General features: G+C 64.4%; 24 protein-coding genes. 12 read left to right on the forward strand and 12 right to left on the reverse strand.

All coding sequences use genetic code 11. The features are described from left to right. Positions 1–19: 19 nt before the first annotated feature. From RPS27_RS05365 to RPS27_RS05385, 5 genes are all read left to right on the forward strand, one after another. Positions 20–289, forward strand: a complete 270-nt coding sequence (locus RPS27_RS05365) for a GlsB/YeaQ/YmgE family stress response membrane protein (RefSeq protein WP_194404584.1) — start codon at positions 20–22, stop codon at positions 287–289. A gap of 260 nt (positions 290–549) precedes the next feature. Next, positions 550–2298, forward strand: a complete 1749-nt coding sequence (locus RPS27_RS05370; protein ID WP_194404583.1) for a type I secretion system permease/ATPase — start codon at positions 550–552, stop codon at positions 2296–2298. Next, positions 2295–3629 (forward strand): HlyD family type I secretion periplasmic adaptor subunit, encoded by a 1335-nt coding sequence (locus RPS27_RS05375; protein WP_212067802.1) that lies wholly within the window; start codon positions 2295–2297, stop codon positions 3627–3629. The genes RPS27_RS05370 and RPS27_RS05375 overlap by 4 nt, the downstream gene beginning before the upstream one ends. 87 nt (positions 3630–3716) lie before the next feature. Beyond that, the gene (locus RPS27_RS05380) at positions 3717–5186 is read left to right on the forward strand and encodes an AMP nucleosidase (protein WP_212067803.1); all 1470 of its coding nucleotides are present in this window, start codon (positions 3717–3719) and stop codon (positions 5184–5186) included. Positions 5187–5263: 77 nt separating this feature from the next. After that, on the forward strand, positions 5264–5539 hold the full coding sequence (locus tag RPS27_RS05385) for a DUF1488 family protein (protein ID WP_194408463.1): 276 nt from the start codon (positions 5264–5266) through the stop codon (positions 5537–5539). Between the two features lie 56 nt (positions 5540–5595). Here RPS27_RS05385 and RPS27_RS05390 read toward each other — a convergent pair whose 3' ends face one another. Further along, positions 5596–6078, reverse strand: a complete 483-nt coding sequence (locus RPS27_RS05390; protein ID WP_211415774.1) for a CinA family protein — start codon at positions 6076–6078, stop codon at positions 5596–5598. Positions 6079–6221: 143 nt separating this feature from the next. Here RPS27_RS05390 and RPS27_RS05395 point away from each other — a divergent pair, with 143 nt between their 5' ends. From RPS27_RS05395 to RPS27_RS05405, 3 genes are read left to right on the forward strand one after another with little or no spacing between them, the layout of a single operon-like run. Further along, positions 6222–7280 carry an amidohydrolase family protein gene (locus tag RPS27_RS05395; protein WP_211415775.1) on the forward strand — a complete coding sequence of 353 codons (1059 nt, stop codon included), beginning with the start codon at positions 6222–6224 and terminating at the stop codon, positions 7278–7280. A 24-nt stretch (positions 7281–7304) separates the two neighbouring features. Next, positions 7305–8414 carry an amidohydrolase family protein gene (locus tag RPS27_RS05400; RefSeq protein ID WP_212067804.1) on the forward strand — a complete coding sequence of 370 codons (1110 nt, stop codon included), beginning with the start codon at positions 7305–7307 and terminating at the stop codon, positions 8412–8414. Beyond that, entirely contained in the window at positions 8414–8827 is a 414-nt protein-coding gene (locus tag RPS27_RS05405; protein ID WP_211415777.1) for a Rieske (2Fe-2S) protein, read from the forward strand. Before RPS27_RS05400 ends, RPS27_RS05405 begins: the two co-directional genes overlap by 1 nt. Positions 8828–8878: 51 nt before the next feature. Here RPS27_RS05405 and RPS27_RS05410 read toward each other — a convergent pair whose 3' ends face one another. Both RPS27_RS05410 and RPS27_RS05415 read right to left on the reverse strand, forming a co-directional pair. Then, positions 8879–10210, reverse strand: coding sequence for an MFS transporter (locus tag RPS27_RS05410; RefSeq protein WP_194404576.1), 1332 nt, complete (start codon positions 10208–10210; stop codon positions 8879–8881). A 140-nt stretch (positions 10211–10350) separates the two neighbouring features. Continuing rightward, positions 10351–11250, reverse strand: a complete 900-nt coding sequence (locus RPS27_RS05415; RefSeq protein ID WP_212067805.1) for a transcriptional regulator GcvA — start codon at positions 11248–11250, stop codon at positions 10351–10353. A gap of 110 nt (positions 11251–11360) precedes the next feature. Between RPS27_RS05415 and RPS27_RS05420 the strand changes: the two genes are divergently transcribed. Next, positions 11361–11564, forward strand: coding sequence for a DUF1127 domain-containing protein (locus RPS27_RS05420; protein WP_194404574.1), 204 nt, complete (start codon positions 11361–11363; stop codon positions 11562–11564). A 67-nt stretch (positions 11565–11631) separates the two neighbouring features. After that, complete coding sequence (locus RPS27_RS05425) at positions 11632–12255, forward strand: GNAT family N-acetyltransferase (protein WP_212067806.1); 624 nt, start codon at positions 11632–11634, stop codon at positions 12253–12255. A 59-nt stretch (positions 12256–12314) separates the two neighbouring features. Here RPS27_RS05425 and RPS27_RS05430 read toward each other — a convergent pair whose 3' ends face one another. Continuing rightward, positions 12315–13145, reverse strand: a complete 831-nt coding sequence (locus tag RPS27_RS05430; protein ID WP_212067807.1) for an enoyl-CoA hydratase — start codon at positions 13143–13145, stop codon at positions 12315–12317. Positions 13146–13264: 119 nt separating this feature from the next. Further along, entirely contained in the window at positions 13265–13966 is a 702-nt protein-coding gene (locus RPS27_RS05435; protein WP_211415781.1) for an SDR family NAD(P)-dependent oxidoreductase, read from the reverse strand. Between the two features lie 229 nt (positions 13967–14195). Here RPS27_RS05435 and RPS27_RS05440 point away from each other — a divergent pair, with 229 nt between their 5' ends. After that, a complete protein-coding gene (locus tag RPS27_RS05440) occupies positions 14196–15980 on the forward strand; it encodes an acyl-CoA dehydrogenase family protein (protein ID WP_212067809.1) in 1785 nt (594 codons plus the stop codon). Between the two features lie 45 nt (positions 15981–16025). Further along, a complete protein-coding gene (locus tag RPS27_RS05445) occupies positions 16026–17114 on the forward strand; it encodes a Zn-dependent alcohol dehydrogenase (protein WP_313753889.1) in 1089 nt (362 codons plus the stop codon). On the opposite strand, the gene RPS27_RS05450 is transcribed toward RPS27_RS05445, so the two are convergent. From RPS27_RS05450 to RPS27_RS05480, 7 genes are all read right to left on the reverse strand, one after another. Beyond that, the gene (locus tag RPS27_RS05450) at positions 17111–18520 is read right to left on the reverse strand and encodes a hypothetical protein (protein ID WP_249132015.1); all 1410 of its coding nucleotides are present in this window, start codon (positions 18518–18520) and stop codon (positions 17111–17113) included. The genes RPS27_RS05445 and RPS27_RS05450 overlap by 4 nt on opposite strands. A gap of 296 nt (positions 18521–18816) precedes the next feature. Next, positions 18817–20127 (reverse strand): hypothetical protein, encoded by a 1311-nt coding sequence (locus RPS27_RS05455; protein ID WP_409517542.1) that lies wholly within the window; start codon positions 20125–20127, stop codon positions 18817–18819. Positions 20128–20519: 392 nt separating this feature from the next. After that, the gene (locus RPS27_RS05460; protein WP_212067811.1) at positions 20520–20873 is read right to left on the reverse strand and encodes a nuclear transport factor 2 family protein; all 354 of its coding nucleotides are present in this window, start codon (positions 20871–20873) and stop codon (positions 20520–20522) included. 171 nt (positions 20874–21044) lie between these two features. After that, the gene (locus tag RPS27_RS05465) at positions 21045–22517 is read right to left on the reverse strand and encodes an amidase (protein ID WP_212067812.1); all 1473 of its coding nucleotides are present in this window, start codon (positions 22515–22517) and stop codon (positions 21045–21047) included. A 170-nt stretch (positions 22518–22687) separates the two neighbouring features. Then, positions 22688–23659: an iron exporter MbfA gene (gene mbfA, locus RPS27_RS05470; RefSeq protein WP_194404565.1), complete on the reverse strand. Its 972-nt coding sequence runs from the start codon at positions 23657–23659 to the stop codon at positions 22688–22690. Between the two features lie 66 nt (positions 23660–23725). Then, positions 23726–24874 carry an alpha/beta fold hydrolase gene (locus tag RPS27_RS05475; RefSeq protein WP_212067813.1) on the reverse strand — a complete coding sequence of 383 codons (1149 nt, stop codon included), beginning with the start codon at positions 24872–24874 and terminating at the stop codon, positions 23726–23728. 122 nt (positions 24875–24996) lie between these two features. Next, entirely contained in the window at positions 24997–25866 is an 870-nt protein-coding gene (locus tag RPS27_RS05480; protein ID WP_212067814.1) for an MBL fold metallo-hydrolase, read from the reverse strand. Position 25867 lies beyond the last annotated feature (1 nt).

Here is a 25867-nt window from a genome sequence, read left to right on the forward strand (position 1 = left end):
AAGGAGAGGGATCTCAAGGATGCACATTTCAAACGAAGGCCTGCTCGTCATCCTGTTCGTCGGCCTCGTCGCTGGCTGGCTTGCCGGCAAGATCGTGCGGGGCGCCGGGTTCGGCATTATCGGCGACATCGTGATCGGCATCTGCGGTGCGCTGGTGGCGAGCCTTCTGTTTCCGAAGCTGGGTATTCGTCTCGGCACGGGCCTGGTCTCCGAGATTGTCTACTCCGCCATCGGCGCGGTGATCCTGCTGCTCGTGGTGCGGCTGGTGCGGGGTGGCGGTCGGCTCTAGCAGCCGCCCGGTTCGACCGATCGGAACTTGCCGCCTCTCATTGCTGGGGAGAGGCGGCGGTCGCTGCACCAAAAAGCCGCAAAGACTGTGAAATACCGGACTTGCGTGACGGGCCATCAGGGGTAGATGTGGCCTCGGGGGTTCTGGATGAACTCGGCCCGCGTTGGACGCCGCGCCAACATGATGTTAATCCGGGGCGAGTAGCCTGAATTGCCCGTGAAATCAGGGGCTTTGCCCCCCAGCCGAAAGAGATCAGACTGATGGCAGCCGGTCCTGGCGTCCGCCGTTCAGAGCTCGGTGACGCCTTGCGCGCCTGTCGCACGGCGTTCATCGGCGTCGGCCTGATGAGCTGCATGATCAACCTGCTCTATCTGACCGGGTCGATCTTCATGCTGGAGGTTTACGACCGGGTGCTGCCGAGCCGCAGCATTCCCACCCTGGTCGGCCTCATCATCCTCGCCAGCTTCCTCTACATGGCGCAGGGCGTGCTCGACATGATCCGCAACCGGATCCTGGGGCGGATCGGCACCGCGCTGGATGAGGCGCTCAACAAGCGCGTGTTCGACACCGTCGTGCGCCTGCCGCTGCTGGTCGGCAGTCGCAACGAAGGCCTCCAGCCGCTGCGCGATCTCGACAATGTCCGCTCCTTCCTCGGCGGCATGGGCCCGAGCGCGTTCTTCGACCTGCCCTGGCTGCCGCTCTATCTCGCCATCTGCTTCGCCTTCCACGTCATGATCGGCGTCACCGCTCTGGTCGGCGCCATCATCCTGGTCGGCCTGACGCTGGTCACCGAGTTCATGTCCCGCCAGCCGGCGAAGGAGGCGATGGGCCTTGCCGCCCAGCGCAACGATCTCGCGCAGGCCAGCCGCCGCAACGCCGAAGTCATGGTGTCGATGGGCATGGCCGGCCGGATGAACGCGCGCTGGAGCGAGGCCAACGAAAAATACCTCGCGGGCAATCAGCGCGCCAGCGACGTCGCCGGCGGTCTCGGCGCGGTCGCGAAGGTGTTGCGTATGATGCTGCAATCGGCCGTGCTCGCGGTCGGTGCCTATCTCGTCATCCACCAGGAGGCGACGGCCGGCATCATCATCGCCGGCTCGATCCTCTCCGCCCGCGCGCTGGCGCCCGTCGATCTCGCCATTGCGCACTGGAAATCCTTCGTCGCGGCACGCCAGAGCTGGCACCGCCTCACGCGCCTCCTCGAGCAGATGCCGGCGCAGACGATGCCGACCCAGCTGCAGGCGCCCACCAGCCGGCTCTCGGTCGAGGGCGTCGCCATGGTGCCGCCCGGCGATCAGCGCCTCATCGTGCAGGACATCACCTTCGCGCTCACCGCCGGCAACGGCCTCGGCGTGATCGGCCCGAGCGGTTCCGGCAAATCGTCGCTGATCCGTGCGCTGGTCGGGGTCTGGCAGCCGGTGCGCGGCAAGGTGCGGCTCGACGGCGCGGCGCTCGATCAATGGTCGTCCGACGCGCTCGGCCGCCACATCGGCTATCTGCCGCAGGACGTCGAATTGTTCGGCGGCACCATCGCCCAGAACATCAGCCGGTTCGATCCCGAGGCGACGTCCGACGGCATCATCGCGGCGGCGAAAGAAGCCGGCGTGCACGAGATGATCATCAAGATGCGCGAGGGCTACAACACGCAAGTCGGCGAGCAGGGCACCGCGCTCTCGGCGGGCCAGGCGCAGCGCGTGGCGCTGGCGCGCGCGCTCTACGGCAATCCCTTCCTGATCGTGCTCGACGAACCCAACTCCAACCTCGACACCGAAGGCGATGAGGCGCTGACCCGCGCCGTGCGCGCCGCGCGCGAGCGCGGCGCCATCGTCATCGTGGTGGCGCACCGCCCGATCGGCGTCGAGGCGGTCGACCAGGTCCTGGTGCTGCGCGACGGCCGCATGCAGGCGTTCGGCCCGAAGGATCAGGTGCTCGCCCAGGTGCTGCAGCCGCGCGTGACGCCGCCGGCACCGATCAAGATCGTCAGCGAAGGCGGAGTGGCCAAACCATGAGCACGATGGCCATCGGCGGTCCGAAGCCCGCAGCGAAGAAGACCGTTCGGGATTCGATCAAGTTTCACCTCCTGCTCGGGCTTGGCATCGTGCTGGTCCTGGTCGTCGGTCTCGGCGGCTGGGCGTCCACCGTGCTGATCTCGGGCGCGCTGATCGCGCCGGGGCAGATCGTGGTCGAATCCAACGTCAAGAAGGTGCAGCATCCGACCGGCGGTGTGGTCGGCGAGGTGCGCGCCCGCGACGGCGACCTGGTCAAGGCCGGTGACATCGTGGTGCGGCTCGACGACACCGTCACCAAGGCCAACCTTGCCATCGTCAGCAAGAATCTCGACGCCGCGCAGGCGCGCGCGGCGCGATTGCAGGCCGAGCAGCGCGGCGTCGACAGGATCGAATTTCCGCAAAGCCTGCTCGATCGCGCTGGCGATCCCGACGTCAAGCTGCTGCTCTCCGCCGAAACCAAGCTGTTCGACGTCCGCGTCAACGGCCGCGCCGGGCAGAAGGCGCAGTTGCGCGAGCGCATCACGCAGCTCAACGAGGAGATCGCCGGTCTCAGCGCCCAGGAGAAGGCCAAGGACCAGGAGATCGCGCTGGTGCAGAACGAGCTCACCGGCGTGCGGGAGCTCTATGACAAGCGTCTGGTGCAGATCTCGCGCCTGACCCAGCTCGAACGCGACTCGGCGCGCCTCAACGGCGAGCGCGCGCAGTACATCGCCTCGCGCGCCCAGGCCAAGGGCAAGATCACCGAGACCGAGCTGCAGATCATCCAGGTCGACAAGGACGTGGTGAGCGAGGTCTCCAAGGATCTGCGCGAGACCAACGACAAGATCGGCGAGCTGATCGAGCGCAAGGTCGCGGCCGAAGACCAGCTTCGCCGCATCGACATCCGCGCGCCGCAGGACGGCATGGTGCTGCAATCGAATGTGCACACGATTGGCGGTGTCGTCACCGCCGGCGACGCGCTCATGCTGATCGTGCCGCAGGCGGACGATCTCCAGGTCGAGGCCAAGGTCAACCCGGTCGACATCGACAAGCTCCAGATCGGCCAGAAGACGCTGCTGCGCCTCTCCGCCTTCAACCAGCGCACGACGCCCGAGCTCAATGGCCTCGTCAGCCGCGTCTCGCCCGACGTCACCACCGACCAGCGCACCGGCCAGAGCTACTACACCATCCGCGTCACGATGCCAGCCGAAGAGATCGCCCGCCTCGGCGACGTCAAGATGATTCCCGGCATGCCCGTGGAAGCCTTCGTCCAGACCGGCGACCGCACCATGCTGTCCTATCTGATGAAGCCGCTGCATGACCAGCTGATGCGGGCGTTCAGGGAGAAGTGACGCGCGAAAGCGCGTCCTCTCGCAATGACGATTTGGCCGCCAGTTTGCTATACTGGCATTGCAAACAGAAACCCGGCCGGTCGAACCATGCAATCTCTCCCCGTCATAGCCACCGAATCCTTCTCCGACGCATCCCTTGCCGTCGCCCGCCTCGAGGAGATCTACGAGCGCAACACAAAATTCCTGCGCGACCGGTTCGAGGCCTATGTCGGCGGTGAGGCGATCACGACGCGGGTGCGGGCCTACTATCCCTTCGTGCGCATCACCACCGCGACGCATGCGCGGCTGGATTCGCGTCTCGCCTACGGCTTCGTCGCCGGGCCCGGCGTGCATGAAACCAGCGTGACGCGGCCGGATCTGTTCCGCAGCTATCTCGTCGAGCAGATCGGACTCCTGATCCAGAATCACGGCGTGCCCGTCGAGATCGGTGAGTCCAACGAGCCGATCCCGATCCACTTCGCCTATCGCCGCGACATCAACATCGAAGCCGCCATCACCACCAGCGAGAACTCGCCCGTGACGCGATCGCTGCGCGATGCGTTCGACGTGCCTGATCTCTCGACCATGGACGATTCCATCGCCGACGGCACGTTCGAGCTCAAGCCCGGCGCGCCCGAGCCGCTGTCGCTGTTCCGCGCCGCCCGCGTCGATTACTCGCTGCGCCGGCTCTATCATTACACCGGCACCGATCCCGAATATTTCCAGAACTTCGTCATCTTCACCAACTACCAGTTCTATGTCGACGCCTTTGCGCAGGCCTGCCAGGAGCGGCTCCAGTCCGGTGAGGCCGGCCTCGAATCCTTCGTCGCGCCAGGCAACATCATCATGCGCAATGGCGGCGCCGTCAGCGGCGCCGCGCCTATTAGCGCACCGCAAATGCCGGCCTTCCATCTGGTCGCGCCGCACTACCGCGGCATCACCCTGATCAACATCGGCACGGGCCCGTCCAACGCGCGCAACGTCACCGACCACGTCGCCGTGCTGCGCCCGCATGCCTGGTTGATGCTCGGCCATTGCGCGGGCCTGCGCAACACGCAGCGGCTCGGCGACTACGTGCTCGCGCACGGCTACGTGCGGGAGGATCACGTGCTCGACCGCGAGCTGCCGCTATGGGTGCCGATCCCGGCGCTGGCCGAGATGCAGGTCGCGCTCGAAGAGGCAGTCGAGGACGTCACCGGCCTCGAAGGTTTCGAGCTCAAGCGCCTGATGCGCACGGGGACGGTGGCGAGCGTCGACAACCGCAATTGGGAGATCTCCGGGCCCGAGGTGATCCGTCGCCTGTCGCAATCGCGCGCCGTTGCGCTCGACATGGAATCGGCCGCGATCGCCGCCAATGGCTACCGCTTCCGCGTGCCCTACGGCACGCTGCTCTGCGTCTCCGATAAGCCGCTGCACGGCGAGATCAAGCTCGCGGGCATGGCCAGCGAATTTTACCGCCGCCGCGTCGGCCAGCATCTCGAGATCGGCCTGAAGGCGTTGGAGCGCCTCAAGCAGCAGGAATCGGAGCGGCTGCATTCGCGAAAGCTCCGCAGTTTCGCCGAAGTCGCGTTCCAGTAGGGCGAGATTGCTCTTTGCTGCTGACAATCGGAGCGATTTTCAGCATTGTCCGGCGGGGGCTCGACCGGGACGACTTGATGCCACTGACGCGCGACAAGATCATTGGCCATGACCTTGAACGGCTGGCCTTTCGCTTCACCATGCTGAACGACGGCGAGGCGGTGCAATGCCAGATCAGCGACGCGGCGATGGACGAGCTCGCGGGCATGCAGGGCACCGAAAGCAGCGCCCGCCAGGCGCAATTCCTGTCGCTGCGCGAGACCATCGAGCGGATCGCGTCGGATATCTATGACGAGGCGCCGCGAGTGCAGGGCTATGTGGTGCGGATCTTCATGCGGCATTTGGGGCGGTGACGTCGCCATACTCTCTGCTGCCATTCCCCGCGAAGGCGGGGAATCCCGCGCCAGCGTCACTCCCCCAGCTTCCTCAACAACAACCTCAGCGCCGTCGCCGCGAACATTTGCATGTTGCCGAACCGGTCGTTGTTGCCTGTCTCCAGCGTCATCACCTCTGACGCAGGCCCCGCAACCGCCATGCAGCTGTGGCCGGCGGCATCGCCATAGCGGTTGCCGGTGGGGCCGGCGGCGCCGGTCTCGGACAGGCCCCAATCGCTGCCAAAGCGCGTTCGCATCTGCCCGGCCAGCAGTTGCGCGTAGGGCTCGGATGAGGAGCGGAAGCCCCTCATTCCTTCGTCCGAAATATCCATCAGCACGCGCCGGGCATCGCGGGTGTAGACCACCGCGCCACCGAGGAAATAGGCGGACGCGCCGGGCACCGCGAGCAGGCTTGCCGCGATCAGGCCGCCGGTGGAGGATTCCGCCACCGCAATGGTCTGTTTGCGCGCGATCAGTTTGGCGGCAACCTGTTCCGCAATGCCGACGAGCTCTTTCATTCCTGAACCTCCGATGTCCCCGCAACCGAGCTGCGCCTTCCTAGCATATGCCAGCAGCTCTGGCCGAGTTGCGGGCGACCGGCAGGCCTGCTTGAATGGCGGGGACAAAAAGACGTGCGAGGAAACGTGAGAAGGGAGACGTCATGGCGTCCCTGATCGCCGGCGGGGTGGATTGCGATGTGCATCCGGCCGTGCCGCATCTGACCAGCCTGCTGCCCTACCTGAACGATTATTGGCGCGATCAGGTGACGACGCGCGGCATGGTCGACCTCATCTCGCAATCCTACCCGGAGAGGTCGCCGATCACGGCGCGACCGGACTGGCGCCCCGAGAGCGGCAAGCCCGGCGAGAACCTGGAGGACATGCAGCGTCATGTGCTCGATGCCTTCCAGCTCAGCTATGCCATCTGCAATCCGCTCTACGGCGTGCAGATGGTGTTCTCCGAGGACATGCAGGCGGCCTTCTGCCGCGCGCTGAACGACTGGCTCGTGAAGGAGTGGCTCGATCGCGATCCGCGGCTCCGCGGCTCCATCGTGATTCCCACGCAAAGCGTCGAGAAGGCCGTGGCCGAGATCGAGCGCTGTGCGCAGGACAAGCGCTTCGTTCAGGTGCTGATGCTGGTCATGGGCGACACCCCGCTCGGCAAGCGCGCGCTGTGGCCGATCTACGAGGCCGCGGAACGGCTGGAACTGCCAATCGGCATCCACGCGGGTTCCGCCTATCACAATCCGCCGACCGCCGTGGGATGGGGTTCCTACCACATCGAGGACTATGTCGGTCAGGCCCAGGCGTTCCAGACCCAGCTCACCAGCCTGATCGTCGAAGGCGTGTTCGCCAAATATCCGCGGCTGAAAATGGTGTTGCTGGAGTCGGGTGTCTCCTGGATCTCGCCCTATCTCTGGCGCCTGCACAAATTCTGGCGCGGGGTGCGGATGGAAACGCCCTGGGTCGATCGTGCGCCGCTGGACATTGTGCGCAGCAACATCCGCTTCTCGTTACAGCCGTTTGATGCACCGCCGGACGAGGCGACATTAAATCGCCTGTTTGATCATATGCAGTCCGACGAATTGGTCCTATTCTCCACGGACTATCCGCACTGGCAATTCGACGGCCAGGACGCGCTGCCCGAAGGTCTGTCCCCCGATCTCGTGCGCAAGATCATGATCGACAATCCGCATGCAACCTATCCCCGCCTGAAATGAGCCGCTGCCAGAGGAGGCAAGGCGATGAATATCCAGTTCCGCGAGAACCAAGAAGCCGCTTCCCCACTGACCGTCAAAACCGCGATCGCGGACTGCGACATCCATCCGGCTCGCGCCACCCGCACCGAGCTCTATCCCTATCTCGCCAAACGCTGGCAGCATCATCTCGAAGTCTACGGCGTCCACGCCTATCAGGGCATGATGGAAGGCCCGCCCTACCCGAAAGCTCAGCCCAACGCCTCGCGCCGCGACGCCTATCCGCCCGAGGGAGGGCCGCAGGGCTCCTCGCTGTCCTTCATGCAGAAGCAGCTGCTCGATCCCAACAACGTGCAGCTGGGCGTGCTCAATCCGCTCAACACCGGTCAGGGCATCCGCAATCACGAGCTGTCGGCTGCGCTGTGCTCGGCGATCAACGACTGGCAGATCGACAAATGGACCAGCAAGGACAAGCGGCTGAAGGCGTCCATCGTCGTCGGCAATGAGGATGGCCTGTCGGCCGCCGCGGAGATCCGCGAGCGCGCCGGCGACAAGAACTTCGTGCAGGTGCTGCTGCTCAGCCGCAATGTCGAGCCGCTCGGTCAGCGCCGCTATTGGCCGATCTATCAGGCCGCGGAAGAAGCGGGACTTCCTGTCGGCGTTCACGCCTTCGGCTTCGGCGGCAATCCGATCACGCCTTCGGGCTGGCCGTCCTATTACATTGAGGAGATGGTGGGTCACTCGCAGTGCCAGCAATCGGCGCTGGCGAGCCTCGTGCTGGAAGGCGTGTTCGAGCGCTTCCCGAAACTGAAGATGGTGATGATCGAGGCCGGCTTCGGCTGGGCGCCGTCGCTGGCCTGGCGGCTCGACAAGGCCTGGCAGCGGCTCAGGAGCGAAGTCCCGCATGTCAAACGGCCGCCCTCGGAATATATTCGCGAGCAGGTGTGGTGGACCACGCAGCCGATGGAGGATCCTGAAAGGCGCGAGGATCTGTTCGACGTCATCAACTGGATCGGCTGGGACCGGCTGTTGTTCGCGACCGACTATCCGCATTGGGACTATGACGAGCCGTCGCGCGTTCTGCCGGCGGGTGTCAGCGAGGATAACCGGGCGGCATTCTATCTCGGCAATGCGCAGAAGCTGTATGGACTTGCTTGATGGCGCGTCATGTGATTGCCGCCGTGGATGAACTGCCACCGGGAACGCGAAAATTCCTCGAGATCGACGGACGGCCGATCGCGGTCTTCAACATCAAGGGCGAATATTTCGGCCTGATGAACCGCTGCCCGCATCAGGGCGCGGCGCTGTGCGAAGGCCCGTTGATTGGCCTTGCCCAATCAAGGGAGCCCGGTGAGATCGAATACACCAAGCTCGGGGAGATCATCCGCTGCCCCTGGCACGGCTGGGAGTTCGACATCCGCACCGGCCAATCCTATTGCGACCCCCGCCGCTTCCGCGTGAGGGCCTATCCAGCCCATGTCGAACCGGGCGCGAGCGTGGTGAAGGGCCCGTATGTCGCGGAGACGATCCCGGTACGGGTCGAGAGCGATTACGTGGTGGTGGAGCTGTAAGCGCTGGCCGTCATTCCGGGGCGATGCGAGGCGCCCCGGAACGACATCCAGCTAATGCCCCGCAACCGGCTCCGCCACCGCATCATAAGTCGGCACCGCCTTGCCGCCGCCGCGATACACCGTCGACGCCGCGATGATGCCGAGCAGCGCGGCGAACATCAGCCAGAAGCCGGGCGAGGCCTTGTCGCCGGTGCGCTCGATCAGCCAGGTCGAGGCGAGCGGGGTGAAGGTGCCGAACAAGGCGGCGGCGAGCGCGAAGGCGAGCGAGAAGCAGGTGGTGCGCACATGCGCCGGCACGATCTCGACCAGCGCCCCCAGCATGGTGCCGCTGTAGACGCCGAAATAGAACGAGAACATCATCTCGACCGCGAGCAGCTTGCCGAAGCTCGGCGCCGCCACCAGCCAGTGCAGCGCCGGATAGGCCGTCACCAGCGACAGGCTGGCGATCGCGATCAGCACCGGCTTGCGGCCGATGCGGTCGGAGAGCGCGCCGCCGACCGGATTCCAGAAGAAGTTGGTGACAGCGACGAGCAACGTGACCAGCAGCGCGTCCTGCGTCGACAGCTTCAGCACGGTCTTGCCGAAGGTCGGCGTGTAGACGGTGACGAAGTAGAACGTCGTCGTGGTCAGGATCGCGATCATCATGCCGAGCACGACGATGCGCCAGTTGGCGAGCGCGGAGGCGAACACTTCGCTCGCCGTCGGGTGCTTCTTCATGGCGAGGAAGGCCGGTGTCTCCTCGAGCGTCCGCCGCAGGACGAAGATCAGGGGAATGATCAGGCAGCCAACGAAGAAGGGAATGCGCCAGCCCCACGCGGCGACGGTGTCGGCCGGCATCACCTCGGACAGGATGTAGCCGAGGATCGAGGCCACGAAGATCGCGACCTGCTGGCTCGATGATTGGAACGAGGTGTAGAAGCCGCGATTGCCGGGCGTTGCGATTTCGGCGAGATACACCGAGACGCCGCCGAGTTCGACGCCGGCGGAGAAGCCCTGCAGCAGGCGGCCGATCAGCACGATGACCGGCGCCGCGATGCCGATGGTCGCATAGCTCGGGCAGAACGCGATCACCACGGTGCCGAAGGCCATGATGCCGAGCGTGACGATCAGGCCCTGGCGGCGGCCGATCCGGTCGATATAGGCCCCGAGCACGATCGCACCGACGGGCCGCATCAAGGCGCCGAGCCAGAACACGCCGAACGTGTTGAGCAGGGACGCCGTCTCGTCGGAGGACGGGAAGAACGCCTTGCCGATGGCGGCGGCATAGAAGCCGAACAGGAAGAAGTCGAACTGCTCGAGGAAATTGCCTGATGTTGCGCGCAGGATCGCGCCGATGCGCGACTTGATCGCGGGCGGATTGGTCGAGGTGGCCGGTCCAGCCATGGCGTTACTCCCTTGGGAAAGGCGTGGCCGGACCGGGACGTCATCTCTCGGTCAGGCGACAGACTGCGACAATCTGCCACGCCTCTTCCCGCGGGGGAGGCGGCGAGTCAATCCGTTTTGCGGAGGAAGCTGCTGATTTTTCAGGTCTTATTTTGCGTCGCAGCAATCAGCCATTGGCGGAACGCGGTCAGCTTCGGCGCCTCCCGGCGGCCTTCCGGAGCGACCAGGTAGAAACCGGCATCGGTCGGCAGCGCGATCTTGAAGGGGACCACCAGCCGGCCCTTGGCAATGTCGTCCCGGACATAGGAGGTCCGTCCCATCGCGACGCCGATGCCGTCGATGGCGGCCTGGATGGTCATGAAGATCATGTCGAAGGTGATGCCGGGGTGCTTTGCGATGTCGGCCGGCAGGCCCGCTGCGGTCAGCCATAGCCGCCAGTCGTCGCTGTTGGCGTTCGAGGTGTGCAGCAGCGGATGGTCTCGCAGGTCTTCAGGACGGCGCAGCGGCTTGTCGCCGCGCAGCAGCGAAGGACTGCACACCGGAAACAACTCGTCCGCCATCAGCCAGTCGGCGCGCAGGCCCGGCCATTGGCCGCGGCCGTAGCGGATCGCCGCATCGACATTGTCGCGCTGGAAATCGACGAGACTGGTCGACGTGGTGATGCGGACGTCGATGCCGGGATGCTGCTCCTGGAAATCCGTCAGCCGCGGCAGCAGCCATTTTGCCGCGAGCGAGGCGAGCGTCGACACCGTCAGCACCTTGTCGTCGTCCTTGCGCAAGAGGCGGTCGGTCGCAAGCCGGAGGTCGTTGAAGGCGGCGCGGACGCCCGGCAGATAGTCGCGCGCCTCCGGCGTCAGGGCCAGCGCGCGGTTCTGCCGGATGAACAGGCGGATGCCGAGCTCCTCCTCGAGCCTGCGGATCTGATGGCTGATCGCGGTCTGCGTCACGTTCAGCTCGGCGGCCGCCAGCGTGAAGCTGAGATGGCGCGCGGCGGCCTCGAACGCCCGCAAGCCGTTCAGGGACGGCAATCTGGCAGTCATTTGGCAGCAGGATACATGACGTTATTTCATGCGAACGGGTACAAATTGTCGTTTGTCGCAGTGCAGTAGGAAGCAGATATTAGCGGTCAAGTTAGCTCTAGGAGCTCAAGATGTCTACTTTGACCCACACCTCGATGACAAATCATCATGCGCCAGGCCTGATCCAGCAGGTCAGCGAGACCCTTCATCTGTGGCACGAGCGCTATCGCAACAGGCGCGAGCTCACCCAATGGACCGCGCGTGATCTCCAGGACGTCGGACTGTCCTGGAGCGACATCGCCTATGAGGCCGACAAACCCTTCTGGCGGGCCTGATTGGCCGCCAGGCCGGCGCCGCCTGAGCACAGGGGCGCCGGCGGTCCCTTTTCTTTTTGGGCATGTCATGAGCACTCTCCGCCTGGAAGACCTGAAGCAATATTCGGACACGTTGCGCACCCGGCATGGCGAGGCGCTGAACGTTCGCTTCGCAGAGCCGCGCGACACCGACGAGCTGCAGCATTACTTCCGTTCGCTCTCGACCCGCTCCCGCTACAACCGTTTCTTCGGCGCCATCAGCGAATTGCCTGAAGGATTGCTGCGCGATTTCCTGGACATCGGTGAGCGCGATCGCTTCACTGTCGTCGCGACCCTGGTGGTCGACGGCTTCGAGACCATCGTCGCCGAAGCGCGCTACGCGCTGCACCCGGAAACCGCGACGCTCGAATTCGGCCTGTCTGTCGGCGACCGCTGGCAGGGCCGCGGCATCGCCACCGCGCTGATGAAGAATCTCGAATGCCGCGCGGCTGCGCTCGGCGCCGAGCACATGTTCGGAGAGACGCTGCGTTCCAACGAGACCATGGTCTCGCTCGCCCGCAAATCCGGCTTCGCCTTCGTCAATCACCCCGATGACTGGAAGCTGGTGCGCTTCGACAAGGAGATCTCGGTCGCACCGAAAGACATTCCCTGTGCGAGCTGGCGCCTTGCCGCGCTTTCCCGTCAGGCCGAACGCCCCTCAGCCTCGGCCTGACACCACTGAGAGCCCGGCTCTGGTCAAACAGAGCCGGGCTTTTTTTGTGGTTCCAACGCCTACTTCCCCGCGAACACCGCCTTGCGCTTCTCGATGAACGCCTGCACCGCCTCCTTGTGATCGGCGGTCGTGGTCAGGCGGACCAGCCGCTCGGCCTCGTGGTCGCGGGCGGTCTCGAAGTCGAACAACACGGCCTCGTCGAGATTGTCCTTCATGTAGCGTAGCGCGAGGCGCGGGCCTTCGGCGAGCGACTTCGCCAATGCAAACGCCTCAGCCTGCAATTTGTCGTCGGGCACGATTCGGTTGACGAGGCCGATGGCCTCGGCGCGGGCGGCATCGACGCGGTCGCCGGTGAACATCAATTCGCGCGCCCGCGCGGTGCCGACGAGGCGCGTGAGCAGCCAGGCGATGCCGTAATCGCCGGAAAGCGCGATGCGGGCATAGCCGGTCGCAACGAAGGCGGATTGCGCGGCGATGCGAATGTCGCAGGCCATGGCGATGGCAAGCCCGGCGCCGACCGCGGGGCCGGGCAGCGCCGCGATGGTTGGCTTGCGCACCGACACCAGCGCGCCCGTGAGCAGCCGCTGCCGCTCCTGCAGATCGGCGATACGATCCTCCAGCGACATCTCCAGCTTCTTCGGGTCGCGATGCGCGCCCATGCCTTTGACGTTGCCGCCGGCGCAGAAGGCATCGCCCGCGCCGGTGAGCAGCAGCGCGCCGACGTCGCGATCCTCGCCGCAGCTCCGGATCATCGTGCGCAGCGCCGGCGTCAGCGCATCCGACAGCGAGTTGCGCGCCTCCGGCCGGTTCAGCGTGATGATGGCGACGCGGTCACGGATGACGCAGAGGAGCTCATTGGTGCCGGTGTCGATGGTGGTTTCGGTGGTCATATCGCCTCCCTGACTTCTGTAGGGTGGGCAAAGCGAAGCGTGCCCACGTCTTTACGCAATTTCGAGGAGATCGTGGGCACGGCGCTTTGCGCCTTTGCCCACCCTACGGCAGCTCGCCCTTAAAACTTCTCCACCCAGGGGCGCAGCTCGAGCTCCCAGCTCCAGGCGCTGCGCGGCTGCTGCAAGACGCTCCAATAGCTCTGCGCGATCGCATCGGGGTCGAGCATCGAATCCGGCTTGTCCGCAGCTTCCGTCCGCGCTGCGCTGCGGATGCCGCCGTCGATCACGAAATGCGCGACGTGAATGCCCTGCGGCGACAGTTCGCGCGCCAGGCTCTGTGCCAACCCGCGCAGCGCGAACTTGCCCATCGCGAAGGAGGCCGACTGCGCATAGCCCTTGACGCTTGCCGAAGCGCCGGTGAACAGGATCGCGCCGTGCTTGTTCGGCAGCATGCGCTTGGCTGCCTGCTGCGCCACCAGGAAGCCGCCATAGGCGCTGACCGCGATGGCATTGGCGACGTCGGCCGGGACGAGATCGACGAATGGTCCGCGCGTGCGGCCGCTGGCATTGTAGACCACGAGGTCGGGCGTGCCGATCTCGCGCTCGACGAGGCCGAACAGCCGCTCGACCTCCTCCGGCTCCGCCGCGTTGCAGGCATAGGCTTTCGCGCCGGTCTCGCTACAGAGCGCACCAAGCTTCTCGATCTTTCGCGCAGCCAGCGCGACGCGAATATTCTGGGCGGCGAGCAGCCGCGCCAGCGACGCGCTGAGGCCTTCGCCGGCACCGACGATGAGGGCGATCTTGTATTTCGGATGTTCCATGGCGTGATCTCTTGGGACAGGGAGCCGTTGATCTATGCATGCCTACGCGAACAACCAGTCGGGGCGACCACAATTCCGCAGAGCGAGTTGCTCCACCGTTGCGATCATGCCTCCCTGACAATTTGCGGCTTTATTGCTCTCCGCGACTGGAGCATGATCGACATCATCTCAAGCGGCAAGCGCCAAATCAGCGCAAAATGTCCGCAAGGCGGAAACCAAGAGGGCGATCATGCACAAGCCGGCCACAGCACAGCCGAAAGACGTCGCGGCCGAGCCATCCGGCCTGCTGGCGCCCGATACCACAGGCATGAATTTCTACCGCGCCGATCCCGCGCTGACGGATCTGCTCCGCATTCATCTGCCGGATAATCTGTTTCGCCACATCGAGCCGCATCTCGACGGGCTCGGCGAGCTCGCCGGCGGCCATCTCGACGAATGCGCGCGACTCGCAGACCGGCACACGCCAATTCTGCACCAGCGCGACAAGTTCGGCCGCGACGTGCAGTCGATCGAATATCATCCAGCCTATCGCGAGCTGGAGAACGCCGCGTTCGGCGAGTTCGGCATCCATGCGCTTTCGATCCGCAAGGGCATCATGGGCTGGCCGGACAAATATCCCGTGGTCGCCAAGCACGCTTTCACTTTCCTGTTCAACCAGACCGAATTCGGCATGGGTTGCCCGATCAACGTCACCGATGGCTGCGCCAAGCTTTTGGCGAATTTCGGCAGCGAGGCGCTGAAGGCGAAATATCTCGATGGCCTGACCTCGACCGACATGAGCAAGCTGACGCAAGGCGGCCAGTTCATGACCGAGAAGGAGGGCGGCTCCGACGTCGGCACGCTGACCACCCGCGCGGTGCAGGAGGGCGATCATTGGCGGCTCTACGGCGAAAAATGGTTCTGCTCGAATGCGGACGCCAAGGTCGTGATGCTCCTGGCGCGTCCCGAAGGCGCCGGGCCCGGCACGCGCGGCGTCGGCCTGTTCCTGATGCCACGTTTCCTCGATGACGGCGCGCAGAACCACTACCGGATCGTGCGCCTCAAAGACAAGCTCGGCACGCGTTCGATGGCCTCGGGCGAGATCAAGCTCGAAGGCGCGATCGCCTATGCGGTCGGCAAGCTCGACCGGGGCTTCGTTCAGATGGCCGAGATGGTGAACTCGTCGCGGCTCTCCAACGGCGTCAAATCCACCGCCTTGATGCGCCGGGCCTATCATGACGCCATGACGGTTGCGAAGAACCGCGTCGTGTTCGGCAGCCGCATCATCGACCTGCCGCTCGGCCGTCGCCAGATGCTGAAGATCATGCTGCCGGTCGAGCAGGCGCTATCGATGAGCTTCCTCACCGCGGACGCGCTCGACCGCGCCGAGGCCGGCAGCCAGGACGCGGCGGCGTTGCTGCGCATCCTCACCCCGACGCTGAAATTCCGCGCCACCCGCGATGCGCGAAAGGTCTGCGGCGATGCGCTCGAGATGCGCGGCGGCATCGGCTATATCGAGGAATTCGCCACGCCCCGCCTGTTGCGCGATGCACATCTCGGCTCGGTCTGGGAAGGCACCGGCAACATCGTCGCCATCGATGCGCTCCGCCGCGCGGTCGGCCGCCATGGGGCCGAATCCGCACTCGCCGCCGATCTGCATGCCCGGCTCGACGACAGTTCGTCCGTGCCGCAGGCCTGGCGCGACAAGTTGAGCAGTCTCGTCGACCGCGCCGTAGGTTTCGCGCGGGAGGTCGCGGCGAAATCCGAGAACGAGGCCGATGCGCGTCGCGCCACCAGCCTGCTCTATCATGTCGCGAGCGCGGTGACGCTCGCCTGGGAAGCGCACCGCATTCACGAGATGCGCGGCGACGCGCGCCGGCTGCTGCTGTCGCGGCTCGTCGTCGATCACAGGGTGTTGCCGAACGACCCGTTCCGGCTGACGGAAAATGCGGCCCAAGCCAGGATCGCGGAGCTGCTGCTGGGCGATCGCAACGCCGGCATGAGCGAGGTTGGCGAACTGGTTCTGGCAGCGTAGGCTGCGCTCCACGCTCAAATCAAAAGAAGCGATAGGGAGTGCTCGATGAAGGCCGCCGTCCTCTATGAAGTCAATCAGCCGCTCGTCATCGAGGATGTCAGCCTGCCGAAGCCGGGCCCGCGCGAGGTCCGGATCCGCACGGCGGTCGCCGGCCTCTGCCATTCCGACCTCCACTTCATGGAAGGCCTTTATCCGCATCCGCTGCCCGCGGTGCTCGGCCACGAATCCGCTGGCATCGTCGAGCAGGTCGGCTCCGACGTCACCTACGTCAAGCCTGGCGACCACGTCGTCACCTGTTTGTCGGTGTTCTGCGGCACCTGCGACAATTGCACCACCGGCCGCACCGTGCTCTGCACCGACACCACGGTGAAGATGCTGCCCGGTGCCTCCAACCGGATGCAATGGTCGAAGCCCGACAAGCTGCACCAGTTCCTCAACCTGTCGTCCTTTGCCGAGCAGATGCTGGTGCACGAGAACGCCATCGTCAAAATCCGGAAAGAAATGCCGCTCGATCTCGCCGCGCTGATCGGCTGCGGCGTCATCACCGGCTACGGCGCGGTGGTGAACACGGCGAAGGTGACGGCCGGCGAGACTGTCGCCGTGATCGGTTGCGGCGGCGTCGGCATGGCCGCGATCAACGGCGCGCAGATCGCTGGCGCCGGCCGCATCGTCGCCATCGACACCAACCCGGCAAAGCTCCAGCTCGCGACCAAGCTGGGCGCCACCGACATCATCAACCCCGCCGATGGCGACGTCGTGAAGCAGGTGCGCGACCTCACCAATGGCGGCGTGCATCATTCCTTCGAGGTGCTCGGCCGCAAGGAGACCGCCGAGCAGGCCTTCGGCATGCTGGCCTCCGGCGGTACCGCCACCATCGTCGGCATGATCCCCTTCGGGCAGAAGATCGAGCTCCACGGCTTCGACTTCCTGCGCGAGCGCAGGATCCAGGGCTCGTCGATGGGCTCGAACCATTTTCGCGTCGACATGCCGCGCCTGGTGGATTTCTATCTGCGAGGCCGGCTGCACCTCGAGGACTGGATCTCGGCCAAGCTGAAGCTCAGCGAGATCAACGAGGGCTTTGCCAACATGAAGGCCGGCAAGACGCTGCGCAGCGTAATCGTGTTCGACAGCTAGGCCGAACCATCGGCCGAGGCGAAGCGCGACTCCTTAAGGAGCAGCAGCGTCATGAGCGCGGCAAGCCCCGCGGCGACCATATAGACGGGGGATATGTTCAAGCCGGCACCTGTGAATAGCAGATAGGCGAACAATCCCGCCGTCGCCCCGATGAAGCCAAGCCAGGCCAGTCTCGGAAAGCGAAATCCACGTTCGCCGCTGCGGAGATCCAGCACGAGGTAGAACACCAGAAAGGTGTTGCAGAGCGCCGCCGGCAACAGGCCCATGATGATCCCGCTCTCGAACGCGAGATAGGAAAGCACGCCGTCGACTTGGGCGATCACGGCGAATGGCAGATAGCGCAGATTGAGGCAGGCCAGCGCAATGGACGCAAGCTCGAACCCGTAGAAGTAGCGCTCGTGCATCTTCGGAAGCAGGTACGGCATCAGAATGAGCGATACGCATGCGACGAGCAGAATGAATTCCGGCCCCGTCCGCTTGGACTGTGCGATGAAGATCGACAGGGCAAGCCCGCCCACTGCGGCGAGCACGAGGCCTGCGGCCACGCCGACCGCGTACGGCATTGCTCCGGCGAATACCCAGAGGTTCGCGGCATTCATGGTCAGGTGATGAAATGTGTTGGCCTGGCCGAGATAGATCCCGAGCACGGAGACCAGGGATCTGCCGGCGACGAGGACCGGAATGGCGAGGATCGCATAGACTCCCGGAATAGCGACGAGCCACGCCAGGTGGAGCTTGCGGCGCAGAACCATGCCCAGCACGAACGGCCCCAGGAATACGGCCTGGGCTTTCACCGAGCAGCCGACTGCGAATGGCAGAACGCCATTTCGGTCCCGCATGAACATCGACACGGAGACCAGCGCGAAGAAGGTCCAGATCGAATCGGCCTGCGCCCACATCGCGCCGTTGAAAAGCACCGTCGGCGCAAGCCATACCGCGCAGAAGGCGAGAGACGTGCGCAACGGCAGCTTTGTAAATCGCCAGACCATCTGGGCTACGACGACCGCGCAGCCGAGTTCGAATACGGCCGACATCGCCTTCACGAGCGAGAGCGGCTGGCCCAGCCAGTCGAACTTCGTGGCGATCAGCAGGAGGTAGCTGTAGAACGGCGTGTAGTTGGTGAAAGCCTCGGCGAGCCCGGCAACGCCGTGATCTCGCGCAAAGATATACCAGGTGATGTACTCGGCGGAGTCGGCGGTCGCGTGTTCCCGCGCGAGGTAACGCAGCGCGATGCCTATCAGCGCGCACCCGACAGCTACGGCAATTGGAATGCGCCATCTCTCGGGCAGGGCCTCGACCGGATTGACGCGAGGACAGGGCTGGCCGACCGCGCCTATCTCGATTGTGTCCTTTGTCACGCAATCACTCGTGCTGGATTGGGCGGTGCCCTGAGCCGTAACCTGCAATTTCTAGGGGCGAACAATTGCCAGCTGCATAAATGTCGGATGTGCAGGTTTTACATTGCCCGGGAAAAGATTGTTTGGTTAGCGATTGCTTTACGGCAGCCACCGGAACGACTGCAACGAAGACGGAAGCGTTTTGCCGGCATGAAGGCCGGAGAGGCGCTGCGTCGCGTGATCGTGTCCGACAGCTGGCACGGCTGATGCCGGCGCCGCCCGATCAGGCGCCTACGGGGGCATTCTGCTCGAGGAAGCGGGATATCCGTACGGTTCTGCCCAAGACGGGCGCATCGCTCCGAAAATCAAGCTCGATGCGACGGGGCCGGATCGTGGGCCGAGCCGCGATGCGACTCCTTGAGGAGCCGCAGCGTCATGAGCGCGGCAAGCCCCGAGGCGAGCACATAGGCAGGGGATACGTTCATTCCGGCACCCGCGAACAGCAAATAGGAGAACAGTCCCGCAGTCGACGCGATGAAGCCGAGCCAGGCCAGTCTCGGAAAGCGAGATACCCGTTCGCCGTGACGGAGATCGAGCACGAGGTAGCACACGAGAACGGTGTTGCAGAGCGCCGCCGGCAGCAGACTCATGACGATCCCGCGGTCAAAAGCGAGATAGGACAACACGCCGTCGACCTGGGCAATGACTGCGAATGGTAGATAGCGCAGATTGATGCAGGCCAGACCAATGGACGCAAGCTCGAAGGCGTAGAAGTAGCGCTCGTGCATCTTCGGCAGAAGGTAGGGCATGAGCATGAGCGATACGCTTGCGACGAGCAGGATAAACTCCGGTTCCGTCCGCCTGGACTGCGCGATGAAGATCGAAAGGGCTAGCCCGCCTGCCGAAGCGAGAACGAGGCCGGCGGCAACTCCGATGGCGTAGGGCATGCCCGCAGCGAAGATCCAGATGTTCGCTGCACTTATGAAGAGCCGGTGAAAGGTGTTGGCCTGGTCTATGTAAACGCCGAGCACCGAGACAAATGATCTGCCCGCGACGATAACCGGAAGGGCGAGGACCACATAGACCCCGGGAACAGCGGCGAGCCATGCGAAGCGCATCCTGCGACGCAGAATCATGCCCAGCACGAAGGGGCCCAGGAAAGCGCCCTGGGCTTTCACCGAAAAGGCCACCGCGAACGGCAGGATGCCGTTTCGGTCCCGCATGAACAGCGCCACGGAAACCAGCGTAAAGAAGGTCCAGATCGAATCAGCCTGTCCCCACATGGCGCCATTGAAGATCACCGTCGGTGCAAGCCAGACCGCGCAGAAGGCCAGGGACGCGCGCAATGGTAGTTTTGTCGTGCGCCAGACGATCTGTGCGACAACGATCGCGCAACCGAGCTCGAAGATTGCCGAGATCGTCTTCACCAGCGAAAGTGGCTGGCCGAGCCAATCAAAAGGCGCCGCGATCAGCAGGAGGTAGCTGTAAAACGGGGTGTAGTTGGTGAAAGGCTCGGCCAGCGCGCCAAGGCCGTGATCCCGGGCAAATGTGTACCACGGGATCAGGAACTGAAAGGCGTCGCTGTTGGCGTATTCCCGGAGAAGGTATCGGAGGGCAAGGCCTGCAAGCCCGCACACCAGCATGAGGGCGATTGCCAGCGGCTTCGTCCGCAACACCTCCTCGTGCTGGATGCTGCGCTCGAACTCGCCCGGCGTACCGGCCCCGATAGTGATGTTTGTTACGCCATCACTCTGTGCAGGATCTGTGAGTGACCATCGAGGACCACAGGTGAGGTCCGCGCAATCAGGAGGAGATGGATTTCGGTATTCAGAACGCGGTTGGTTCTTGCGGCCCTCTGGAACACAGAGGTTTTCAGAGCTTCGATCCATGGCAAAACAAGACGTTGGGGTGTCACATCTCGTCTACCTATACGCGCATTCATTGCGGGTTGTATAAATTTCGGTTGTGCAACCGACCGAAGGCTCGCGAAGGGATTATTTGGTTAGCAAATGTTTAGGGGGAACTCGCATTAGCCTCGGGCCGCGTTGCGGCGCGAGGCAAAGGGGTCTCACCGAGACACGTGCGCCGACACCGCGAGCCATTTGCCGTTCTTCTTCGTCCAGCAATCGGTGTATCTTCCCGTCGCATGCTGACCGTCCGCCGTGGTGTAGCTCGTTGCGGCGTGGATGATGGCGAAATCGCCCATGATGCGGATGACGATATCATGCGCGTGCAGATCGCGAATCGCGATCGGTCGCGCGGTCTGCTCCAGGAAGGCGGCGCGGTCGACCAGCGTCTTGTCGGGATTGGAGCAATAGAACTCCGGCGCCAGGATCTCGTCGAAGCGCTTGACGTCGCAGTTCTGCACCGAGGCGACATAGTCGCGATTGAGGGCGCTGAGCTGTTCGAGGTCCTGGCTCATGGGTGTTCCTTCCTCGCTGTCATTCCCGGGGCGCGGAGCACGAACCCGGAATCTCGACATTATATTGCTCCGTCATTGCGAGGAGCCCTTGCGACGAAGCAATCCAGGAATGTTTCCGCGGATGCAGTCTGGATTGCTTCGCTGCGCTTGCAATGACTCGTGGGACGAGCGCTAGTCGTTGAACAAAGGCGGCGGCACGAATCCGCCGAACTCGCGCTCGATCAGCTCGGCCAGCTTGAGCGGCGTGCGGTCTTCGAGGAAGGGGCCGATGATCTGCACGCCGACCGGCAGGCCGTCCTTCGACAGACCGAGCGGAACGGCCGTGGCCGGCAGTCCCGTCAGCGTGGCGATGCCGGGCCAGGCAAGCTGGTCCGGGTAGACATGATCCTTGCCGTCGATGTTGATCCGCCGCTTCTCCTGCTCCGGCGAATGATCATGCGGATAAGCGGGGGTCGGCATGATCGGGCAGATTACCGCATCGAAGGTCCTGAACAATTGCCGCCATTGCGCGCGCAAGCCGGCGCGCGCGCCCTCGTCGAACACCCAGGCCTGATGAGTGCTGGTCATGCCGCGCAGCCGCTCGGCCGCAAGGCTCGTGTCCTCGGTTGAGAGCTGCGCCGCGCCGGCACGTGCGCCGGCGAGAATATCAGGCGGAAAGAACGCGCCCAGAAAGCTCATCAGCATGCGCATGTAGAGGCGCGAGGCCTCGCGGAAGTCTGGAAACAGCGGGCTTTCGCGTGCGACTTTCGCGCCGGCGTTCGCCAGTTGCCCTGCCAGCTTCTCGATCGCGCCGCGGATCTCGGCATTGGCCGGCAGCAATGGATGGCTGTCGATCACCAGCAGGCGGAAATCTTTCAGCCCGGCATGGCGCGCCTCCGGCAGCGCGAGCTTGTATCCGACACCGAGGTCGAGCGGATCGGGGCCGGCCATTACGTCCAGCAGCAGCGTCAGATCGGCTGCGCTCCGGGCCATCGGTCCGATCACCGCCATGTCGCGCTCCATCGGGATCGCCGGAAACGGCGGTGGCGTATGGCCGCGCGTCGGACAGAGATTGTAGGTCGGCTTGTGCGCATAGACGCCGCAATGGAACGCGGGCACGCGCAGCGAACCGCCGATGTCGGAGCCGAGCGAGAGCGGACCGTAGCCGGCCGCAAGTGCTGCCGACGAGCCGCCCGATGAGCCGCCCGGCGTGCGGCCTAGATCGAAAGGATTGTTCGTCGTGCCGTAGATGTCGTTGTAGCTCTGCCAATCCCCCAACCCCACGGGGACGTTGGTCTTGCCGAGAATGACACCGCCGGCGTTCTTCACCCGGCTGATCGAGAGCGCGTCCTCCGCCGGCCTGAAATCCTTCTGCGGGGTCCAGCCCCAGGTCGTCGGCAGGCCTGCGACGTTGAACGACTCCTTCACCGTCACGGGCAGGCCGAGCAGCGGCTTGCGCTCGCCGCGGCCCAAGGCGGCATCCGCCTCGCGCGCAGCGCCGAGCGCGCGCTCGAAATCCCGCACGCAGATCGCGTTGACCTTGCCGTCGTGACGCTCGATGCGGTCGATCGCATCCCGCGTGAGCTCGCTTGCGGAGACCTTCTTCGCGTTCAATGCGGCCGACAGCTCGACCGCGCTCTTGAAACTCCAGTCCGATTTGGTCATGGCGCGTCTCCTGTTCTTATTGGCGGAGGATGATGCGCAGTTTGGCCGAATGCTGCAACGGTTGTTTGATCGCGATTGCCGTGCCGGCTGCTGGCTATCGGGCAGATCCAACGACAGAGTTGGTGTGATCGCCCGCCTTCGCGGGCGATGACAGCGGAATGTGAGGCGGCCTACGCCGCTCCGATCAATATCCCCACCGCCAGCACGATGGCGCCGCCGAGCACGATCTGGAACACGGCCTGAAGGAACGGCGTGTCCATGTAGCGAGAGCGGATGAAGGCGATCGCCCACAATTCGAAGAACACCACGACGCAGGCGATCGCCGTTGCGATCCAGAATGCGTTGGCCCAACTGTCGGGCACGAGATAGGGCGCGGTGTGGCCGAGGCCGCCGAGCGTCGTCATCGCACCGCAGGTGACGCCGCGCAGCCAGGGCGAGCCGCGCCCGGTCAGCGAGCCGTCGTCGGACAGTGCTTCCGCAAAGCCCATGCTGATGCCGGCGCCGATCGAGGCCGCAAGGCCGACCAGGAACGTCTGCCAATTCTGATGGGTGGCGAAGGCGGCCGCGAACAGCGGCGCCAGCGTGGAGACCGAACCATCCATCAGGCCGGCGAGGCCCGGCTGCACATATTGCAGCACGAACATCCGCCGCCGTGTGCGATCCTCCTCGGCGCGTACGTCCGGTTTCAGGATCTCGTCGGTCAATCTGGCGGCGGTGTGCTCATGGCCCTTCTCGGCTTCGGCGAGGTCGCCCAGCAGCCGGCGCACGTTGACGTCCTCGGCCTGCTCGGCGGCCTTGGCATAGAAGCGCTCGGCCTCAAGCTCCATGGTCTCGACTTCCCGGCGGATGGTGTCGAGCGGCAGGTTCTTGGTCAGCCAGATCGGGCGGCGGCGCAGAAAGCCCTTGACGTCCTCGCGACGGATCGGCGGCAGATGCTGGCCGAAGCGCTGCTCGTACAATTCCAGGAGCATGTGGCGATGGCCGCGCTCTTCCTCGGCCATCTGCTCGAACAGCTTGGCCGAGTCCGGATAGCGTTCCTTCAGATCCTCAGCGAAGGCCATGTAGATGCGGCTGTCTTCCTCCTCGGAAGAAATCGCGACCGCCAGCACCTCGCGTTCGGTTAGTTCGGCAAAAGTCTTCACGGCAGCCCTGTCTTAGAGTTTAGAATTATTCTAAACTATATAGGCGGCCGTTGTTCACGGGTCAAATCAAGCCGTATCGGCTTTGGCGAGAAACGCCAGCAGCAGCCGGCTAACCTCGGCCGATTGCTCCTGCTGCACCCAATGGCCCGCGCCGTCGACGAGATGGCAACTAAGCATCTTCGTGCAGCCGCGCCCCTGCATGACCTCGAACACACCGGGGCGCTGATACGTGCCCCAATCCTGCTGGCCCGAGATGAAGCAGGAGGGCACGTCGATGCTGCGACCGGAGAACAGTTGCATCTCGCTGTTCAGCGTGCCCGACGTGCCGTAGCGATACCATTGCAAGCCGCCCTGAAATCCGGTGCGGCCATATTCGGCGCTGTAAAATGCGAGATCGCTGTCGGGCAGCCATTGGTTGGCGGCGATCGCGGCCGGCGAAGGCATCTCCTTCGCCACCGTCTCGGCCATGGTCTCGCCGGCGTCCATCACGTAATAGGTCGGCAGCTTCGCCAGCTCGTTCGCCGACCACGATGTCAGCGGATACGGCTTGTTGCCGGCCCAGTCGGCGCTCTTGTGATGATAATAAGCGCGCAGGAAATCATGCATGCCCTGCGGCGCGTGCTGCATGTCGGCGTTGGCCGCGCGTGTCGCGTAGTACCATTGATAATGCTTGCGCGGACGCGGCAGCGCGGCAAGCTCGCGATGCACAGGGTCTTCGATCGCAGGCTTGGCCGGTGCATCGACCGTATTGAAAGGCAGGGGCGGCGCTCCGCCGAACGGCGCGCTCATCAACGTCACCGAACGAAACACGTCGGGCCTGATCAGCGCGCACCAGGCCGCAACCGGACTGCCGAAATCATGCCCGACGACGTCGACCTGCCTGTAGCCGAATGCCGACACCAAAGCGAGCGCGTCGCGCACGAGGTTGAGGAGCGAGAACGGCGTGAGATCGCCGTCGTAGTCCGCGCTCCATCCTATGGTGCGGCCATAGCCGCGCTGATCCGGCGCGATGACGTGATAGCCGGCTGCGGCCAGGGCCGGCATCACCTTGCGCCAGGAGAAGGCCAGCTCCGGAAAGCCGTGCAGCAAAAGGATACAGCGCCGCCCCTTGGTCTCGAAGCCGGCCTCCAGCACGTGCATGCGCAGGCCGTTGATGCCGTCGACATAACGCGAGCGGATGCCGGCGGGCAGGGGGATTTCGGGGAGTGCCGTCATAGGTTTCTCCACACGGGCATTATCGTAGGGTGGGTTAGCGTAGCGTAACCCACCTCTTGCGTTTCCGAGGAGGCAGAAGTGGTGGATTACGCCTTCGGCTAACCCACCCTACTGCATCGTCGCTACACCGCCTCACACACGAACGCGTTGCCCTTGCGCCGGATCTTCCCGACCGACGGCGAGGGGAAATGCGCCGTGCAGCACAGCGTATCCGTGTCGCAATAGCGTTCCAGGAAGCTCCGTCGCGTCTTCGCGGCGGCCGCGGGATCGACGTCGAACTTGATCGACAGCTCCGGATAGAGTGTCTGCAGCGGCGAGTGCATGAGGTCGCCGGAGAACACGGCGTCGTCCTTGCCGCGGCCCATGGTGATGGCGATATGGCCGGGCGTGTGGCCGGGTGTCGGCAGGATGCGGACATGGTCGCCGATCTCATGATCGTTGCCGACGAGTTCGTGACGTTTCGCCTCAACCACCGGCAGCACGCTGTCGGCGAAGGGCGGAATCTCCGTCTTCGCGTTCTGAGCGGACCAATGCTCGAATTCCTGCCGGGAAAAGACGTAGCGCGCCTTCGGGAAGGTCGGGACCCAGCGGCCGTTCTCGAGCCGCGTATTCCAGCCGACGTGATCGACATGCAGATGCGTGCACATAACGAAGTCGATGTCATCGACCGAGAAGCCGGCGGCACCCAGAGCACGCAAATACGTGTCGTCAGTCTTCATGTTCCATTTGGGGCGATTGGGCCGCGGCTTGTCGTTGCCGATGCAGCTGTCGACCAGAATGGTGTGATGCGGCGTCCTCACCACGTAAGACTGGAAGCACAGCAGCAGCACGTCCTGCTCGTCCAGCGCCTTCGCCTCGCGCATCCACGCCCGGTTCTCGGCCAGCACGTCCGGCGTCAGTCCCGGCAGCATCTCCAGTGCCGGGACGAACGAGGTTTCCTGCTCGATGATGCGATGGATGGTGAGATCGCCGACCGAGAACTTCAGGCTCATG

Origin of the sequence: Bradyrhizobium sp. WYCCWR 12699 (genome assembly GCF_032144035.1) — a bacterium.
Classification (GTDB): domain Bacteria; phylum Pseudomonadota; class Alphaproteobacteria; order Rhizobiales; family Xanthobacteraceae; genus Bradyrhizobium.